This window comes from Myxococcus sp. CA023, from assembly GCF_010998615.1.
Taxonomy (GTDB): domain Bacteria; phylum Myxococcota; class Myxococcia; order Myxococcales; family Myxococcaceae; genus Myxococcus.
Genome location: NZ_JAAEAH010000099.1, coordinates 1 through 17,336, shown reverse-complemented (window position 1 = coordinate 17,336; position 17,336 = coordinate 1). Strand labels below are relative to the sequence as shown.

15 protein-coding genes are annotated in these 17,336 nt (G+C 69.8%); 9 read left to right on the top strand and 6 right to left on the bottom strand.

Annotated features, from left to right (window positions below):
* Positions 1–110: 110 nt before the first annotated feature.
* Genes F8M74_RS32575 through F8M74_RS32565 form a run of 3 tightly spaced genes read left to right on the top strand, consistent with a single transcriptional unit; the run spans position 111 to position 3,966 of the window.
* Positions 111–2,168, top strand: coding sequence for a serine/threonine-protein kinase (locus F8M74_RS32575; RefSeq protein ID WP_228560641.1), 2,058 nt, complete (start codon positions 111–113; stop codon positions 2,166–2,168).
* Between the two features lie 50 nt (positions 2,169–2,218).
* On the top strand, positions 2,219–3,133 hold the full coding sequence (locus tag F8M74_RS32570) for a DUF2381 family protein (RefSeq protein WP_141256971.1): 915 nt from the start codon (positions 2,219–2,221) through the stop codon (positions 3,131–3,133).
* A 50-nt stretch (positions 3,134–3,183) separates the two neighbouring features.
* The gene (locus F8M74_RS32565; protein WP_141256970.1) at positions 3,184–3,966 is read left to right on the top strand and encodes a DNA methyltransferase; all 783 of its coding nucleotides are present in this window, start codon (positions 3,184–3,186) and stop codon (positions 3,964–3,966) included.
* Here F8M74_RS32565 and F8M74_RS32560 read toward each other — a convergent pair.
* Positions 3,945–4,583, bottom strand: a complete 639-nt coding sequence (locus F8M74_RS32560; protein ID WP_140789746.1) for a 2OG-Fe(II) oxygenase — start codon at positions 4,581–4,583, stop codon at positions 3,945–3,947. The genes F8M74_RS32565 and F8M74_RS32560 overlap by 22 nt on opposite strands.
* Before the next feature lie 80 nt (positions 4,584–4,663).
* On the opposite strand from F8M74_RS32560, the gene F8M74_RS32555 reads away from it, so the two are divergent.
* The 3 genes from F8M74_RS32555 (at position 4,664) to F8M74_RS32545 (ending at position 8,495) form a co-directional block, all read left to right on the top strand.
* Complete coding sequence (locus F8M74_RS32555; RefSeq protein WP_141256969.1) at positions 4,664–5,941, top strand: dicarboxylate/amino acid:cation symporter; 1,278 nt, start codon at positions 4,664–4,666, stop codon at positions 5,939–5,941.
* Positions 5,942–6,014: 73 nt separating this feature from the next.
* Positions 6,015–6,500, top strand: coding sequence for a peptidylprolyl isomerase (locus F8M74_RS32550; protein WP_141256968.1), 486 nt, complete (start codon positions 6,015–6,017; stop codon positions 6,498–6,500).
* A 99-nt stretch (positions 6,501–6,599) separates the two neighbouring features.
* The gene (locus tag F8M74_RS32545) at positions 6,600–8,495 is read left to right on the top strand and encodes an OPT family oligopeptide transporter (protein WP_141256967.1); all 1,896 of its coding nucleotides are present in this window, start codon (positions 6,600–6,602) and stop codon (positions 8,493–8,495) included.
* A gap of 24 nt (positions 8,496–8,519) precedes the next feature.
* Here the strand turns inward: F8M74_RS32545 and F8M74_RS32540 are convergent, their stop codons facing one another.
* The 3 genes from F8M74_RS32540 to fusA form a co-directional block, all read right to left on the bottom strand.
* Complete coding sequence (locus F8M74_RS32540) at positions 8,520–9,401, bottom strand: flagellar motor protein MotB (RefSeq protein WP_228560643.1); 882 nt, start codon at positions 9,399–9,401, stop codon at positions 8,520–8,522.
* A gap of 261 nt (positions 9,402–9,662) precedes the next feature.
* On the bottom strand, positions 9,663–11,597 hold the full coding sequence (locus F8M74_RS32535) for an ABC-F family ATP-binding cassette domain-containing protein (RefSeq protein ID WP_141256966.1): 1,935 nt from the start codon (positions 11,595–11,597) through the stop codon (positions 9,663–9,665).
* A gap of 85 nt (positions 11,598–11,682) precedes the next feature.
* Positions 11,683–13,797 (bottom strand): elongation factor G, encoded by a 2,115-nt coding sequence (gene fusA / locus F8M74_RS32530; RefSeq protein ID WP_141256965.1) that lies wholly within the window; start codon positions 13,795–13,797, stop codon positions 11,683–11,685.
* 160 nt (positions 13,798–13,957) lie between these two features.
* Between fusA and F8M74_RS32525 the strand changes: the two genes are divergently transcribed.
* Positions 13,958–14,320: a nuclear transport factor 2 family protein gene (locus F8M74_RS32525; RefSeq protein ID WP_011552484.1), complete on the top strand. Its 363-nt coding sequence runs from the start codon at positions 13,958–13,960 to the stop codon at positions 14,318–14,320.
* Positions 14,321–14,360: 40 nt separating this feature from the next.
* Complete coding sequence (encD, locus tag F8M74_RS32520; RefSeq protein WP_141256964.1) at positions 14,361–14,690, top strand: encapsulin nanocompartment cargo protein EncD; 330 nt, start codon at positions 14,361–14,363, stop codon at positions 14,688–14,690.
* On the opposite strand, the gene sthA is transcribed toward encD, so the two are convergent.
* Positions 14,674–16,077, bottom strand: a complete 1,404-nt coding sequence (gene sthA, locus F8M74_RS32515; RefSeq protein ID WP_141256963.1) for a Si-specific NAD(P)(+) transhydrogenase — start codon at positions 16,075–16,077, stop codon at positions 14,674–14,676. The two genes, encD and sthA, sit on opposite strands and share 17 nt — an antisense overlap.
* 50 nt (positions 16,078–16,127) lie before the next feature.
* On the bottom strand, positions 16,128–16,937 hold the full coding sequence (locus F8M74_RS32510; protein ID WP_141256962.1) for a pseudouridine synthase: 810 nt from the start codon (positions 16,935–16,937) through the stop codon (positions 16,128–16,130).
* A gap of 182 nt (positions 16,938–17,119) precedes the next feature.
* Here F8M74_RS32510 and F8M74_RS37570 point away from each other — a divergent pair.
* Positions 17,120–17,336 (top strand): hypothetical protein (locus F8M74_RS37570; RefSeq protein ID WP_141256961.1); only part of this gene is annotated, 217 nt, incomplete at its 3' end.

Below are 17,336 nucleotides of genomic sequence, written 5' to 3'. Positions count from 1 at the left end.
TTCAGCCCCGCTCCTTGGGTGGTTACCGAGTCTTTCGCGCGAATGGCGCCGCCACGGGCCGTGTGTCCCGCGCGTGACGTCGCGGGTGGGGCGGGAGGAGGGCAGTGGCCGTGGCCGTGAGGTCGCCTCCCTTCCATCCGGATCAACTCGTCCCGGGCAGCGAGGTCGGCCCCTGGCGCGTGGTGGCGTCGCTGGGCTCGGGGGGCTTCGGCCGGGTCTTCCAGGTGGAGCGGGCGGGCCGCCACTACTCGCTGAAGATGGCGCTTCGCCCGGCGGGACTCCACGCGGCGGAGGAAGAGGACATCAACGGTCGGCTGGCGCACGAGGTCGCGGCGCTGTTGGCCTGCGCTCCCCATCCGAACCTCCCGGCACTGCACGCCGTGGACCGCTGGCCCGAGCCTCCCGACGGCTACCTGTACTTCGTCACCGACTACGTCGATGGCGAGACGTTCCATGAGTGGCGCTGGCGGGTGAAGCCCACGGCGGCGCACCTGCTGACCGTCTTCACGGAGCTGGTGCGCGTGGTGGCGGACCTGCACCGCCGGGGCGTACACCACCGGGACATGAAGGGCGACAACGTCCTCATCCGCCGCGAGGACGAGCGCCCCATCCTCATCGACCTGGGCACGGTGCGGCTGCCCGGGGCCACGACGCTGACGGTGGGCGTGGCGCCCGCCGCGCCTCACCTGCTGCCGCCCGAATGCGTCGCCTTCCTGCGTGAGGGCACCTGGCAGCAGGGGGCCAACTTCGACGCGGGCGTTCCCGGGGACCTCTACGCGCTGGGCGCGTTGTTGTACGAGGCGCTCACGGATGGCTACGCGTTCGACCCGAAGCTTCCGTATGACCGCCTGCTGCCGGCCATCGAAACGGTGACGCCGCGCGCGCCCCACGTCGTCAACCCGAAGGTGCCGCGCGCCCTGGGCGATATCGCCCTGCGGCTGCTCGCGAAGCGCCCCGAGGACCGCTACGCCAACGCGGAGGCCCTGCTTCAGGCCCTCTGGGACGTGGCCAAGGAGAAGCGGCAGCCCGCCTGGAAGGTGTCGTTGGACCGTCCGCCCGAGGGCGCCGAAGCGGAGGCGCCGCGGGTGCGCATGGTGCCCGACGCCTCCACGTCCTCGCGGTCCGTCCGTTCTCGGGAGTCGTCCGAGGTCGCCGCGGTGCTGCCCCTCAATCCGGAGCCCCGGGATGCGCCCGTGGCGGATGCGAATGCGCCCGTCACTCCCTCCGAGCCACCCGGAGTGCCCGCGGTCGAGGCGCCCGCCGTGCCCGCATCGGCGGCGCCCGTGGCGGAGACGCCCGCGCCGCCAGCACCGCGTTCGAGGCGGCGAGCCGCCATGGGGTGGGGGGTGGCCGCCCTGCTGGGCGTGGGGTTGGTGGTGTTCGGGGTGAGCCGCCTCGCGATGCCCATCGCGGGAGCCCTGGCTCCTGCCCCGCCTGTTCCCAATGAGAAAGGAAGTCCCGCAGTGACGAGTCGTTCTTCGAATCCCTCCGAGATGCCCCTCCTAGAGGCGGTGCCGTCCTCTCCGGACGCGGGCGCGGTCCACGACACGGACGCGCAGGACGAAGTGTCCGCGCAGGTGGCTTCCTCCGGCGCGGAGGGGGAAGCAGCCCACGCGTCACCGTTGAAGAAGCGCCCGTCGCCAGGAAGCGCGCTGGGCAAGGCCGCCGCCGTGGCCTGCCTCACGGCCGCGTGCGCCAGCGGGCCCCAGGTGCGGGACATGCCGCCTCGCATCCAGTGCCCGACGGAGGTGTTGGACTCCATGGCGAAGCTGGGCTTCCACCCGCCCAAGATGATTGGCAACGACTTGACGCTCTCCATGACGCCCAAGGTTTCCGTGCGTCCGGTGCCCGTGCCGCCAGACGGAGAGCCCATCACCCTCTATGCCATCGACGAGGTCCTGAGCGCTTGGAGCGGCCGCCTCCCGAAGGGGAGCCGCTTCTATGGGACGGTGTACCACGGGAAGACGGCCATCTACGGGTGGTTCACGGAGGTGGAGTACCCGGACGGCCGGCGCATCCCCATCTGCGCCAACATCGTGGACAGCCCCGCCCGGGAAGCCGTGGGGATGGAGTATGACCCTTCCAGTACTCCCGGCAGACCGATGATGTTTCCGGGCGTCAACCTGGCGATCTCCCAGGTTCTCGGAGAAATGGGGACGCGCAGGTAGCCCTCCACCTGTCATGGTGTGGAGGCGTCCTTGCTGGAGGTTGCTCGGCCTTGACTGGTTCGCCCACTTTCATCGTGCTCGCGTGGGGCTTGTTGTGGGCCACCCTGGCGGAGTCCGCGGCGGTGGACGCGCCTGCGGGGGCCGCCGTGGTGCGGCGAATCGACGTGCAGGCGGGAGGTCTGGCCACGCCGCCGGAGGTCCGCATCAGTCCCGGTCTGTCCACCACCCTGTTCTTCGATGCGCGCATCCGTCCGGAGCAACTGGCGCTCGAAGGCCGTGAGCGGTTCCAGCGCTTCGGCGTGACGGAGGACCACCTCGTGCTGGTGCCCTCGCCCACGTTCCGGGAGGGGGAGCGGCTGCGGCTGGAGGTCCGGTTCCATGATGGCGCCGTGCCGGATCGGGCCGTGTTGGACCTCGTCGTGGATGCCATGCGGCCGGAGCGCCAGGTGGAGATCTACCGCCATGCCCGGTCCGCCGCGTCCTACCGGCAGGAGGTGGAGGAACTCCGTGCGGGGATGCTCCGGCTGGAGCGCCAGGTGCAGCAGCTCCAGCGCTCCCGCACGGGAGGGGAGTACACGCGCGAGTCCCTGGTGGCGGACATCCGCGACGAGAGCACCGTCATGTTCAGTCGCTGGGCGCCCCGGAAGGTGACGGGTGACCTCGTCGTCCGCCGCGCCAGCCTCGTCCGTCTGTCCCCCGGGTGGGCCGCGCTGCGGCTTTCATTGTTGCCCTCGGAGGCTGGGAAGGGATGGATCGCGGCCGGCGCGGCGCTCACCGACGCCCAGGGCAACCGGATGCGGACGCTCCCTCCCTGGCAGGGAGGGCCCTTGGACGCCGATGGCAGCGCGCCCATCATCATCGTCCTGGAGGAGCCGGAGGCCGCGGACGCCGGCCGGTACACGCTCGAGCTGTGGGACGAGGGCCGCAAGCGGACCTTGAAGTTGGAGGGTTTTCAGGCGCGGTGAGCGCGCCACTTGAGCCTCGCGCCCCGCCGTGTAGGGTGCCGCTCAGGCCGATGACCTCCATTCCCCCGCCCGAGTCCCTTCGCTGCATCAACGCCGATTCCCGCGAGCCGGCGGGCTACCGCGCAGCGTTGGGCGACACCCGCGCCGCGTTGCTCCACACGGACCCGCCGTACTGCCTGCTCACCCGGCGGCGCAAGGGCGGGGACCTGCGAGACACGCGCGCGCACAAGAAGATCGACCAGAACCCCATCGTCCGCTTCGAGACGGTGCGCGACTACCGCGCCTTCTCCGAGGCCTGGCTGTCGCGCGCCACCGCGCACCTGACGCCGGACGCGCCGCTCATCATCTGGACGAACCTGCTGGGCAAGGAGCCCATCCTCACCGCCGCGCGCGGGCTGGGCTACCCGCACCTGCGCGGCGAGTACGTCTGGGGCAAGCGCACCACCGACAAGAACGCCAACGAGCAGACGCTGCGCGTCTACGAAGTCGCGCTCGTGATTGCCCGCACGCCCGCGCCGCCGCTGGCGCCAGGAGATATGCCCACCGTCTGGGCCGTGGTCGGCGGCTATGACGATGAAGGCGAAGCGAAGCGTTGGGGCGGCCACCCGCACCACAAGCCCTTCTCCGTCCTGGAGCCGCTGGTGCGCACGTACAGCCGCCCAGGGGACACGGTGCTGGACCCCTTCGCGGGCAGCGGCTCCATGCCGTCGGCGGCGCTGCGGCTGGGCCGGCGGCCCGCGTGCCTGGAAATCGAGCCGGAGTGGGCCGAGCGCGTCACCCACCGCCTGCGCGAGACGGCCCGCGAGGAAGCTCAGCGCGCCAGCGCCCGGTAGAGGCGCGTGTCCGCCCACGCGGGGATGTCGGTGGGACGGTGGCCCCACCAGTTCATCACCAGCGTGCGGCGCTGCCGGGACTTTCCGGGCAGCTTCCCGTCGGGAATCTGGTTGTCCGCGTCCAGCACGCCGTGCGTGAGCGTGCCGTCGAACACCACCAGCCGGTTGGGCCGGGGCGTCACCAGGTCGGCGGTGTCCAGGTTCGCGGGAGCCAGGGACGGATTGGCCGGGTCTGGCAGCTCGGGCGTCACCACCAGCGCGCCGCCGCGCACCCGGTTGAGGAACAGCACGGAGGAGATGCGCGGGTGCACCAGTTCGCCGGTGCGCAGCGCCAGCTTCTCGTCGCGGTCCTGGTGGAAGTCCACGCGCACGTCCGTCGGGTACATGCGTGACAGCCACCACTCCACGCCGGCCACGCGGCGTTTGCCGGCGATGTGCGGGCGCAGCGTGAGGATGATGTCCTCCACCACGTTGGCCGCGGGGCCGAAGTCGTACCAGAAGGTCGTCTGGTAGGTCTGACGCAGGCGCTCCGTGCCCACGGCGCCCAAGCGTCGCAGCAGGCGGCGGAAGAGCAGGGGGGGCACGGCGTTCTCAGTGAGTCGAACGAGGGTTTCCACGAGGAGGACAGCATGCCATCTTCGCCTGCCGCCCGGTGGCGCGGACCATTCTCCTCCGGCGAGGAGGGCTCGGAGATTCGATGAAAGCGCACCAGAAGATGCTCGTCGGCATTGCCTCCGGCGCGGTGGCGGGCCTCGTCGCCAACGTCGTCGCGGGCGGCGCGCCCTGGCTGGCCTTCGTCGTGGACAACGTGGCCTCGCCGGTGGGGCAGATCTTCATCCGCCTGCTGCTGATGCTCGTGGTGCCGCTGCTGTTCTCCGCCATCGTCGTGGCCGTGGCGGAGCTGGACCTCAAGCAGGTGGGGCGGCTGGGGGCTCGCACGCTGGGCTACACCGTCGTCCTGTCCTCCATCTCCGTCCTCATCGGGCTGGTGCTGGTCAACACGCTGGAGCCCGGCGCGGGCCTGAGTGACGAGGCCCGGGCGTTGGCCCAGGGCGGGATGACCATCCAGGCGGCCGCCGCGCCAGGGGCGTCCTCGTTCGGCGCGGTGCTCGTCTCCATGGTGCCCACCAACCCCATCAAGGCCGCGGCGGATGGAGACTTCATTGGCCTCATCGTCTTCTCGCTCATCTTCGGCATGGGCGTGGCGCTCACGCCGAGCGAGCCCGTCCAGCGCCTGCGCGAGTCCATCCAGGGCCTCTATGACGTGATGATGAAGCTCATCGACGGTGTGCTGAGCCTGGCGCCCTTCGGTGTAGCCGCGCTGCTGTTCGCCATGACGGCGCGGCTGGGCTTCGGCATCTTCGTGCAGCTCGCCTCCTACATGGGCACGGTGTTGCTGGCGCTGGGCCTGCACATGTTCGTCGTCTACTCGCTGTCGGTGCGCTTCCTGGGCGGGCGCAGCCCCATCGAGTTCTTCCGCAGCAGCCGGCTGGCCATCGTCACCGCCTTCTCCACGTCGTCGTCCAGCGCCACGCTGCCCACCGCGCTCAAGGTGGCGGAGGAGAACCTCAAGCTGCCGCGCAGCGTGTCGCGCTTCGTGCTCACCGCCGGCTCGGCCATGAACCAGAACGGCACCGCGCTCTTCGAAGGCGTCACGGTGCTCTTCCTCGCCCAGGTCTACGGCGTGCCGCTCAGCCTGTCCGACCAGGCGCTCATCATGTTCATCTGCATCCTGGCGGGCATCGGCACCGCGGGCGTGCCGGCGGGCTCCATTCCCGTCATCGCGATGATTCTGGGCATGTTCAAGATTCCGGTGGAGGGCCTGGGGCTCATCCTGGGCGTGGACCGCTTCCTGGACATGTGCCGCACCACGCTCAACGTCACAGGCGACCTTGCCGCCGCCGTCTACGTGGCGCGCGGAGAGTCGGCCGACAGCCCGGCCGAAGAGGGAGCCGTGGACCCCACTGCTTCCTGACGCCGGGCATTTCCCGCCGCACCTTCCCCGTAGCAAACGCAGTCCCACCGCAGTCATCGGCAAGGAGCCCCGCATGAGGGTCGCCAAGGATTCCGTCGTCTCGCTCGAATACCGGTTGCACCTGGGTGACGGCCAGGTCATCGACCAGAGCGCGCCCGACCAGCCGCTCTCCTACCTGCACGGGCACCGGCAGATCGTCCCGGGGCTCGAAGGGGCCCTGGAGGGCATGAGCTTCGGCGAGAGCAAGCAGGTGGTGGTGGCGCCCGGCCAGGGCTACGGCGAGCACGACCCGGCGGGCGTGCGCACCGTGCCTCGCAACATGCTGCCGCCTGGCTTCTCGCCGCAGGCCGGCCAGTCGCTGATGGCGCAGACGGACCAGGGCGACATCCCGCTGCGCATCCAGGAAGTGCGCGATGACGGCGTCGTGGTGGACCTCAACCACCCGCTGGCCGGCAAGACGCTGCACTTCGACGTCACCGTGAAGAGCGTGCGTGCAGCCACGCAGGAAGAACTCTCCCATGGCCACGTCCACGGGCCGGGCGGGCATGACCACGGCTGACGTAGGCTCCTGACGCGGCGCGGCCAGCCTCCCGGGTTGGCCCCCGTCAAACGCGGTGCTCGCCGGGGGGCGTGGGGGTGAACTATCTTCGCCGCCCCCATGAGCCAGTCCCCCTCCCAGACGCCCAGTCCCAGCGGCCTCCGCATCCAACCGTCCGACTCACCGGGTGACGCGGGGGCCTCCGCGGCCCAGGATCCGGAACGTTACTGGCTGGAGCACGTCTACCAGGGTGGGGTGCGTCAGCTCACGGTGCGCGCCGTCATCGCCGGCATGGTGATTGGCGCGGTGATGTGCCTGTCCAACCTGTACGTCATCCTCAAGACGGGCTGGAGCCTGGGCGTCACCATCACCGCCTGCATCCTGGCCTTCGCGGTGTTCGGCACGCTGCGCTCGATTCGGGTGCTGAAGACGGAGTTCACCGACCTGGAGAACAACGCCATGGGCTCGGTGGCGTCGGCCGCCGGCTACATGACGGGCGGTGGCAACATGGCCGCGGTGCCCGCGCTGCTGATGCTGACGGGGACGCTGCCGTCCTCGGGCTGGCTGATGGTGTGGTTCGCCGTCATCTCCGCGCTGGGCGTCTTCGCGGCCATCCCCATCAAGCGCCAGCTCATCAACGTGGAGGCGCTGCCGTTCCCCACGGGCACGGCCACCGCGGAGACCATCCGCGCGCTGCACGGCCATGGCGAGGTGGCCCGCCGCAAGTCGCGGCTCCTGGGCATCGCGGGCGGCATCGGCGCGCTCGTGGTGGCGCTGCGGGACGCGCGCTTCACGTGGCTGACCAACATCCCTGAGAAGGTGAGCCTGCCCTTCACGATGCTGGGCAAGAAGGCGTCGGCGTGGTCGCTGTCCTTCGAGTTCAGCCTGCTGCTGGTGGGCGCGGGCGCGCTGGTGAGCTTTCGCACGGGCTGGTCCATGTTGCTGGGCGCCGTGCTCACCTACGGCTTCCTCGCGCCGGCCATGGTGAGCCAGGGCGCCATCGGCGAGGTGACCTACCGCTCCATCAACAGCTGGATGGTGTGGACGGGCTCGGCGGTGCTGGTGTCCTCGGGCCTGCTCTCCTTCGCCTTCCAGTGGCGCAGCGTGGCGCGCTCCTTCAAGTCGCTGTCCGGCCTGTTCAAGGGGAAGAACGCGAAGGAGGAGGAGTCCGACCCGCTGGCCGGCATCGAGTGCCCGCCCGCGTGGTTCCCCCTGGGCTTCGCGATTCTCGGCCCGGTGGCCGTGTTCCTCATGGCCTACCTGTTCCAGATTCCGTGGTGGGCGGGTGTGCTGGCCATGCCGCTGGCCGTCGTCATGGGCGTCATCGCCAGCCGGGTGACGGGTGAGACGGACACCACGCCCACCAAGGCGCTGGGCCCCGTCACGCAGCTCATCTTCGGCGGCCTGGCGCCGGGCAACATCCCCGCCAACGTCATGAGCGCCAACGCGACGGGCGGCGTGGGGCTCCACTCGGCGGACCTGTTGACGGACCTCAAGTCCGGGTGGCTGCTGGGCGCCAATCCGCGCCAGCAGTTCGTCGCGCAGCTCTTCGGCGTGGTGGCCGGCGCGGCCGTGGTGGTGCCCGTGTTCAAGATTCTGGTGCCAGACGCCAGCATGCTGGGCTCGGAGGAGTTCCCCGCGCCCGCCTCCATGGTGTGGGCCGGCGTGTCGAAGCTGCTCGCCACGGGCGTGGCCGCGCTGCCGGGCTCGGCGCGCATGGGCGCGCTGTGCGGCGCGGCGCTGGGCATCTTCCTGGTGCTGCTGGAGCGCTGGGCCCCGGCGAAGGCCAAGGCCTACGTGCCGTCCCCCGCGGGCTTCGGCCTGGCCATCGTGATTCCGGGCTCCAGCTCCATCGCCTTCTTCCTGGGCTCGGCCATCGCCGCGCTGCTGCGCCGCACGAAGCCGAAGCTGGCGGAGGACATGGTTCTGCCGGTGTCCTCCGGCTTCATCGCGGGTGAGAGCCTGCTGGGCATCGGCATCGCGATGGCGAAGGCCTTCGGAGTGATGCCCAAGTAGGCCGCCGCGGCGGGGCAGGGCGCTTCAGTCCACCCGGAAGGTGGCGAACGAGGCGCCCGCCATGAAGCGGAAGGTGGGCGTGTCCATGCCGGCGCCCACGCCCGGCCCGCCCATGACGTAGAGGTCCAGCCAGGACAGCGCGTGCTTGCGGATGGCCAGCAGCAACTCGCCGCCCGGACGGCCACCTTGCAGCGGCAGCCCCGCCACCACGCTCACCTCGCCGCGCGTGCTCTCCCCGGCCCGAGACGTCACCGTGGCACCCAGCCGCAGCTCGCTGCCGATGACGTCCTGGGAGAAGCCGGACACGCTGAAGAGCTCGTGCTTCTTGCGCACCAGCACGCCGGCCTCACCGCCCACCTGCCACGTCTCCGCCAGGAATCCGACCTGCAGACGGGGGTGCACCGCGTAGTCGTCCCGGGCCAGCAGCGCCGTGCTGCCCACCGGGAGCGCGGCTGACACGCCCGCCGCCAACTGGAAGCCGAAGTCCTGACGCACCAGCGCCGCGCGCAGGCCCAGCCACGGCGTTCCCATTCCCGAACCTTCCGGGGCGTTGAAGTCCCGGAAGCGCGTGCCCCCCTGGCTGACGATGAAGGGCACCTCCGCGGCGACCTGGAGCCACGGCAGCACGCCGTAGGCCGCCGTCAGGTCCATGGTGAAGCGGTCCTCCACCAGGCCACGGCCGCTGCCCGGCTCCCATCGACGTTGGAAGGTGAAGGGGAGCTGCTCGTAGTGCCCCTGGACCGACATCCGCAGCGCGCCCTGGGGCAGCGTGCGGCCCGTGCCCACCATCAGCGAGCCCAGCGCCGCCGGGTCCAATTCCAGACGCTGGAGGTTGAAGGAGGGGAGCGACCGGCCCTGGGCCCGCGCTTCAGCGGGGCCAACGAACAGGGCGAATGAAGACAACACAGAGACAAGCGCAAGCGCAGGCCGGGACGGCAAGACGACGCCTCCAATGAAACACGACGTGAATGCGACGGCCCGAAGTCCCGCACGAGTCTCACGACACGCCAGTCCCGTGCAAGGGCGGCACGCCTTCCCTTGCGTCCAGCAAGTATTGGGGTTCCGAACAACTTGCTGGCTTGACGAGTCAGCCGTCCGGATTCTCCCCGTGTTTCCGTGAAGTCTCATTCCCAGACATGGCTGGGAATGGACAGCCGCGCGCGGACCCTACGCGCTGGCGGCGGCCAGGTCCTGCAGCTCCTGCCAGCGCGTGTACAGCCGGTCCACCTCGGCGACGGTGGCGTCCAGCTCCTTCTGCACCTCCGCCACCTTGGAGCCGTTGCTGTACACGGCGGGGTCGGCGAGTTGGGCCTCCAGGCCGGCCTTGCGCGACTCGGCGGCCTCGATGGTGGCCTCCATGCCGTCCAGCTCGCGCTGGTCCTTGTAGGAGAGCTTCCCGGGCTTGCGCGCGGCCTTGGCGGGCGCGGGCGCGGGCGCGGGCTCATCCTGCTTGGGGCCCGGCTTCGGGGTGGCGGGGGCCGCGGCCTTCGCGTCCGCCTGCTCCTTCAGCCGCCGGTACATGGCGTAGTTGCCCTCGTAGCGGGTGACGCGGCCTTCGCCTTCGAAGGTGAGGATGCTGGTGGCCACCTTGTCCAGGAAGTACCGGTCGTGCGTGACGAGCAGGGTGCTGCCCCCGAAGTCCAGGAGCAGCCGCTCCAGGATGTTGAGGGTGACGATGTCCAGGTCGTTGGTGGGCTCGTCCAGCACCAGCACGTTGGCGCCCTCCAGGAACAGGCGCGCCAGCAGCAGCCGGTTGCGCTCGCCGCCCGACAGCGCCTTCACCTTCATGCGCTGCATGGGCACGGGGAAGAGCAGGTCGTCCAGGTAGTCGCGCAGGGCAATCTTCTGGTCGCCCAGCTCCACCCAGTCCTCGCCCTGCGAGGCCGATTCGTACACGGTGGCCTCCAGGTCGAGCTGCGCCCGGCTCTGGTCGTAGTACGCCACCTTCGTGTTCTTCCCGATGACGAGCTTGCCGCCGTCGGGCTCCACCTCGCCCAACAGCACGCGCAGGAAGGTCGTCTTGCCCACGCCGTTGGGCCCCACCAGGCCCACGCGCTCGCCGCGCTGGAGGCGGAAGTCCACTCCGTCCAGCACCTTCCGGTCGCCAAAGGACTTCTTCACGCCCTCGGCCTCGATGACGGTGTGGCCCAGCCGGGGCGCCGCCGCCACGCGCAGGTCCGCCACCTTGGGGCGCTCGAAGCCCTTCTCCGCCATCAGCTTCTGCGCGCGCTCGATGCGGGCCTTGCTCTTGGTGCGGCGGGCCTCCGGGCCCTTGCGCAGCCACGCCACTTCCTGGGCAATCCAGCGCTCGCGCTTGTGCTGCGCCAGCGCGGCGTTCTCCTGCGCCACCAGCTTCTGCTCCACGTAGGCCTGGTAGTTACCGGGGTAGGACGTGACGCCCGCGCCGGGCTGGATTTCGACGATGCGGTCCACCAGCCCGTCCAGGAAGTACCGGTCGTGCGTGACGAGCAGCAGCGCCCCGGGCAGCTTGTCCAGCTCCTCCTCCAGCCAGTCCACGGTGTCAGCGTCCAGGTGGTTGGTGGGCTCGTCGAGCAGCAGCAGGTCCGGCCGCGTCAGCAGGGCCCGGGCGATGGCCACGCGCTTGCGCAGGCCGCCGGACAGCTGCGCCACGGGCCGGTCCCAGTCCTTCACGCCCAGCCTGTCCAGCAGCGTCTTCGCGTGGTGCTCGGTGTCCCAGCCGCCCATCTGCTCGATGCGGTCGCTGAGCGCGGAGAACTGCGCCATCAGCTTCTCCTGCTCTTCCGCAGGGGCGGACTCCATCCGCTTCGCCAGCTCCGCGTGGGCGGCCAGCGCCTCCTTCAGCGGCCCCTGGGACACGGACAGCTCGGAGGCCACCGTGGCGCCTTCGGGGAACACCGGCTCCTGGGGCAGGTAGGTGACGCGGGCGCCGCGGCGCAGCTGGAGCTCGCCCGTGTCGGCGCGGGCGGCCCCGGCCAGGATCTTCATCAGCGACGACTTGCCGGAGCCGTTGACGCCCACCAGGCCCACCCGCTCCCCCTCCTCGATGGTGAAGGTGAGGTCCTGGAAGACGGTGCGGCTTCCGAAGCTGAGCTGGACGTTGGCGGCGCGGAGCAGCGTCACGGTATCGGACTCCTGAAAAGGCGAAAGGCGCCCCTCATTGAAGAGGGACGCCTTCCTTACCGCCAGAGTGCGGCGGATGCGCGGACTACTTGCGCGCTGCCTGCTCAGCGGCCAGCTTCTCCTTGTACGCCGCCATCAGGGCCTCGGACTCGTTGCGGGGCACCGGCGTGTAGCGGGAGAACTCCATCGTGTACTCGCCCTTGCCCTGGGTGGCGGAGCGCAGGTCCGTGGAGTAGCCGAACATGGTGTTCAGCGGCACCTCGGCCACCGCCGTGACGTAGCCCTCGGCCGTCTCGGTGGAGAGGATGGTGCCACGGCGCTGGTTGAGCTGACCCACGACGGAGCCCTGGAAGTCCTCGGGAGCCTGGACCTCCACCTTCATCATCGGCTCGAGGATGATGGGCTTGGCGGCGGCGTAGCCCTCACGGAAGCCCATGATGGCGGCCGTCTTGAACGCCATTTCGGACGAGTCCACCGCGTGGAAGGCGCCGTCGTTGATGACCACGCGCACACCCACCACGGGGAAGCCGATGAGGCTGCCCTTCTTCACGGCCTCGGTGAAGCCCTTGTCGCAGGCCGGGATGAACTCGCGGGGGATGGAGCCGCCCACGATGTCGTCCACGAACTCGTACTGCTGCACCGCGTCCGAGGGCAGCGGCTCGATGTAGCCGCACACGCGGGCGAACTGGCCGGAGCCGCCCGTCTGCTTCTTGTGCGTGTACGCGAACTCGCCCTTCTGGCTGATGGTCTCCCGGTACGCCACCTGCGGCTTACCGGCCTGGACCTCACAGCTGTACTCGCGCTTCATGCGCTCGATGTAGATCTCCAGGTGGAGCTCACCCATGCCGCGGATGATGGTCTGCCCGGACTCCTCATCGCGATGCACGCGGAAGGTGGGGTCCTCCTTGGTGAAGCGGTTGAGCGCCTTGGAGAAGTTGGCCAGCGCGGAGCGGTCCTTGGGGGCCACGGCGAGCGAAATCACGGCGTCCGGGACGTGCATGGACGTCATCGTGTAGTTCACCACGCCATCGGTGAACGTGTCGCCGGACGCGCACTCGATGCCGAACAGCGCAACGATGTCACCGGCGGTGGCCTCGTTGATGTCGTTCATCTGGCTGGAGTGCATGCGGACGATGCGCGGAACCTTGACCTTCTTCTGGTTCGACTGGTTGATGATGAAGTCGCCCTTCGTCACCCGGCCCTGGTAGATGCGCATGTACGTCAGCTGCCCGTAGCGGCCGTCCTCGAGCTTGAACGCGAGGCCGACGAAGGGCTTCTCCGGGTCGGACTCGAGGATGACCTTCGCCTCGTTGTTCTTCTGGTCCAGCGCTTCGTTCGTTGCCTCTTTGGGGTTGGGCAGGAACGCGCAGACGGCGTTCAGGAGCAGCTGCACGCCCTTGTTCTTGTACGCGGAGCCGCACATGACCGGCGTCATCTTCAGGCCGATGGTGGCCCGGCGGACGGCGGCGATCAGCGCCTCGTTGGAGATGGGCTGGTCGGCGAGGAACAGCTCGCCGAGCTGGTCGTCGACCTCGGCCACGCCTTCGATCATCTGCTGGCGGCGCGTCTTGGCCTCTTCGAGCAGCTCCGCGGGGATCTCCTCTTCACGGATGTCCTCGCCGCTCTCGCCATCGAAATAGTACGCCTTCATTTCGATGAGGTTGATCAGACCCTTGAGGCGGTCCTCGGCGCCGATGGGCATCTGCATCTGCACCGGGTGGTGGTTCAGCTTCTCCTTCAGCTGGGCGGCCACGCGGTCATAGTTCGCGCCGGAGCGGTCCATCTTGTTGACGAACGCGATGCGCGGGACGCGGTAGCGCTTCATCTGGCGGTCCACGGTGATGGACTGCGACTGCACGCCAGCCACCGAGCAGAGGACCAGGATGGCGCCGTCGAGCACGCGGAGCGAGCGCTCCACCTCGATGGTGAAGTCCACGTGTCCCGGGGTGTCGATGAGGTTGATGTTGTAGTCGCCCCACATCGCGAACGTGGCGGCGGACTGGATGGTGATGCCCTTCTCACGCTCCAGGTCCATCGAGTCCATGACCGCGCCCACGCCGTCCTTGCCGCGGACCTCGTGGATTTCGTGAATCCGACCCGTGTAGAACAGGATGCGCTCAGAGAGCGTCGTCTTGCCCGAGTCGATGTGGGCGGAGATACCGATGTTTCGAATGTTCTCGATGGGTGCGTTGGCGGCCACGATCCGGTCCTTCTTCTCTATGAAAGTGCCTGACGGAACAGAGCAGGCGGGGCCTCTACTTCCCACAGGACGTAGTTTCCAGCCAAATCCGCATGGAAATTGACCCACCTGGGCCTACCTCCACCCACTCGATGCCGTTTTCAGTTGGGGTTTTTTAACGATGAGCGCGACAAAAAACTTCTCCCTCGCCCGAGCCTGGCTGGACGCTTTCAACGCCTATGACGTGGACGCGCTGGTGGCGCTCTATGCCGAGGACGCCACCCACACGTCACCCAAAATCCGGGTGCTGCACCCGGAGACAGGCGGGCGGCTGGTAGGGCGGCAGGCCCTGTCCGCGTGGTGGAAGGCGGCCAACGCCCGGTTGCCGGGGCTGCGGTATGAGCTGGTGGCCCTCACCGCGGACGAGGACCGGGTGTTCATGGAGTACCTGCGCCATGCGCCGGGGGAGGCCCCCATGCCGGTGGCGGAGGTCTTTGAGGTGCGCGACGGCCGGATTGTCGCCTCGCGGGTGTATCACGGCTGAAGTCCCCCACCTTCCGTGAAGTGGGCTAGCGTGGCTGCCAATGGCGAAGAACTCGAACCCCAGCGCCTTCGACAGGGACTTCGGTTACCTGATGCCGTTCCTGGACCGCGTGGCGGCGGCCGCCTCCGATCTGGAGGATGCGTCCGCTCGCGCGGAGCTCACCCGGCTGATGGTGGAGGAGAAGGCGCGCTGGCAGCGCATCCAGGAGCTGCTCGGAGGGGCTGGGGGCCGCGGCGCCGCCGCGCCGACGCCGGCCCGGGAAGCGCCCGCCGAGGCACCCCGGCTGGCGCGGGGCTCGGCGGACGAGCTGCATGAAGCGGCCCCTCTCGCCACGGGCCTCACGGTGGGCAGCCTCAAGGGCAGCCGCTGAGCTGGTCCAACGCGTCGAAGGTGGCCGCCTTGTAGGCCTCCGACAGCGTCGGATAGTTGAAGCACGTCTCCACGAAGAGCCGGGCGCTTGAGCCGGTGAGCAGGGCGGTGAGGCCCACGTGCACCAGCTCGGAGGCCTGGGGCCCCATGACGTGCACGCCCAGCAGCTTGAGGCTCTCCCGGTGGAAGAGCAGCTTCAGCAGGCCGTGCGTGTCTCCCAGAATCTGTCCGCGCGGGTTGGTGGCGAAGGCGGCGCGGCCGGCCACGTAGGGCACGTTCAGCTTGCGCAGGGCCTCCTCTGTCTCGCCAGCCATCGACACTTCGGGGATGGTGTAGATGCCGTAGGGCAGCACCGGCGCCATGGTGCGCACGCCGCCCAGGTCGAACGCGTGCTCCACGGCGATGCGCGCCTGGTCCATGGACGTGGAGGCGAGCGCCGGGAAGCCGATGACGTCCCCCACGGCATAGATGTGGGGCAGGGCCGTCTGGTAGGTGGGGCCCACCTCCACCTGGCCGCGCGGGCCCAACTTCACGCCCAGGGCCTCCAGCCCCAGGCCCGCCGTGTTGGCGGTGCGGCCGGAGGCGACCAGGATCTGGTCCGTCTCCAGCGCGGTGCCGGAGGAGAGCAGCATCCGGATGGGGGTATCCGCGTCCCGCGGCACGTCCACCTGCTCCACCACCTGCCCGAAGCACAGTTGGATGCCGAGCGCCTCCATGCGCTGGCCCAGCAGCGCGGAGAACTCATCGTCCAGGAAGGGCAGCAGCTCCGCGCGCGCCTCCACCAGCGTCACGGGGATGCCCATGGCGGCGAACATGCAGGCGTACTCACAGCCGATGACGCCGGCGCCCACCACCACCAGCGAGCGCGGCAGCCTTTCGAGCTCCAGCACCTCGTCCGAGTCGTGGATGCGCGGGTCCTCGAAGGGGTACAGCGGCGGCCGGTACGGCGACGAGCCGGTGGCCACCAGGATGGTGCCGCCGGTGAGGCGCCGCTCCGGGGAGTCCTGGCGCCGCACGACGACGGTGTTCGCGTCCACGAGCGTGCCGGTGCCCTGGATGATTTCCACCTTGTGGCGCTGGAGGTTGCGGGCAATGCGCTCGCGCTCGATGTCCTTCACCCTCCGTTCGCGGAAGAGGAAGTCGGACACCGTGGCCTCGTGCCGCAGCGTCGTCTCCACGCTGTACAGCCCTCGCGCCCGGAAGCCGGACAGGTGCAGCGCCGTCTCGCGCAGCGTCTTGGAGGGAAGGGTGCCCGTGTTCGCCGCGGTACCGCCCAGCACGGGCTCCCGCTCCACCACCGCCACGCGCTTGCCCGCCAGCGCCGCCTGTACCGCGCCCCACTCACCCGCCGGGCCGGAGCCAATCACCACCAGGTCGAAGTCCGCCATGGAGGCAAAGGTACGCGACCCCGCCGGTTGTTTGAAGGCGATGCAAGCGGCTAGGGAGCCGAGGGCGCACGCCCCTCGTAGCGAAGTCCCTCTCGGACCTCGTCGTCCGTCAGCAGCCGGAAGGTGCCTTCGGGGATGCCTTCCAGGTCCACGCCGCCAACGGCCTCGCGGTGCAGCGCGCGCACGGGCAGGCCCACGGCGCCGAGCATCCGCTTCACCTGGTGGTGCCGGCCTTCAGTGAGCGTCACCTCCACCGTGTGCTCGTCCCGCACGTTCACCTTCGCGGGGCGGGCGGGGCCATCATCCAGCGTCATGCCCCGGCGCAGGGGCTCCACCCGCTCGTCGCTCGCGGTGCTGAAGACGGTGGCCACGTACCGCTTGGGCAGGCGCGCGTCCGGGGACGTGGCATGGGCCACCAGCTTGTCGTCGTTGGTGAAGAGCAGCAGGCCCGTGGAATCCACGTCCAGGCGGCCCACGGCGTGCCACGTGTATCCAGCCAGCTCCGGCGGGAGCTGGGGCAGCAGCGCCTCGAAGACGGTGCCGGTGCGGTGCTGCCGCTCCGTGGAGGACAGCAGGCCCGCGGGCTTGTGGAAGGCCAGCACCCGCGTGGGCGGAGCCTCCAGGGACACGACGAGGCCGTCCACCTTCACGGTGGCGCCCGGCGGCACGGGCGTCAGCGCCATCTTCGCCACGCGGCCGTTGATGCTGACGCGACCGGCGCGGATGGCGTCCTCCGCTTCCTTCTGGGGAAAGACGCCCGCGCGGGCCAGCGCGCGCGACAGCCAGTCCGGCTTCTCCTTGCCCTCCCAGCGTTTGTGCTGCTGCGGCGGCGGCTTCGGCTTGTCGGGCTTGCGAGGCATGGGCGCGGCACTGTACCCGGCCGGGCCTCGGGCGGGAGCGGGAGTTGTATGGGCCATGGAGGCGCTGTCGCGATGAAGCCGTCTGGCCGGGGGGCGCCCGACCGGCCGGTCCGTGTCCACGCGGCCGGCGTGGCCCTTCGGGATTGCGGGCGGGAACGTACGTCGGTGGACACCTTCCGAAGATGCGCACCCGGATTCCATACCTGACGCTCCTGGTCCCCGTTCTCGCGCTCGCCCAGTCACGGGCGCGGGCGCCCACCGGCGGGGAGCCCGCGCCCGGCCCATCCACGTGGCTGTGGGTCCTGCTGCTGGTCGTGGCCGCCGCTGTCTGCGCCTGGGTCGCGACGCGCCTGGTGGGGCGCAAGGGGCCGCCGACGTCCGGGTCCGGGGGGATTGGCG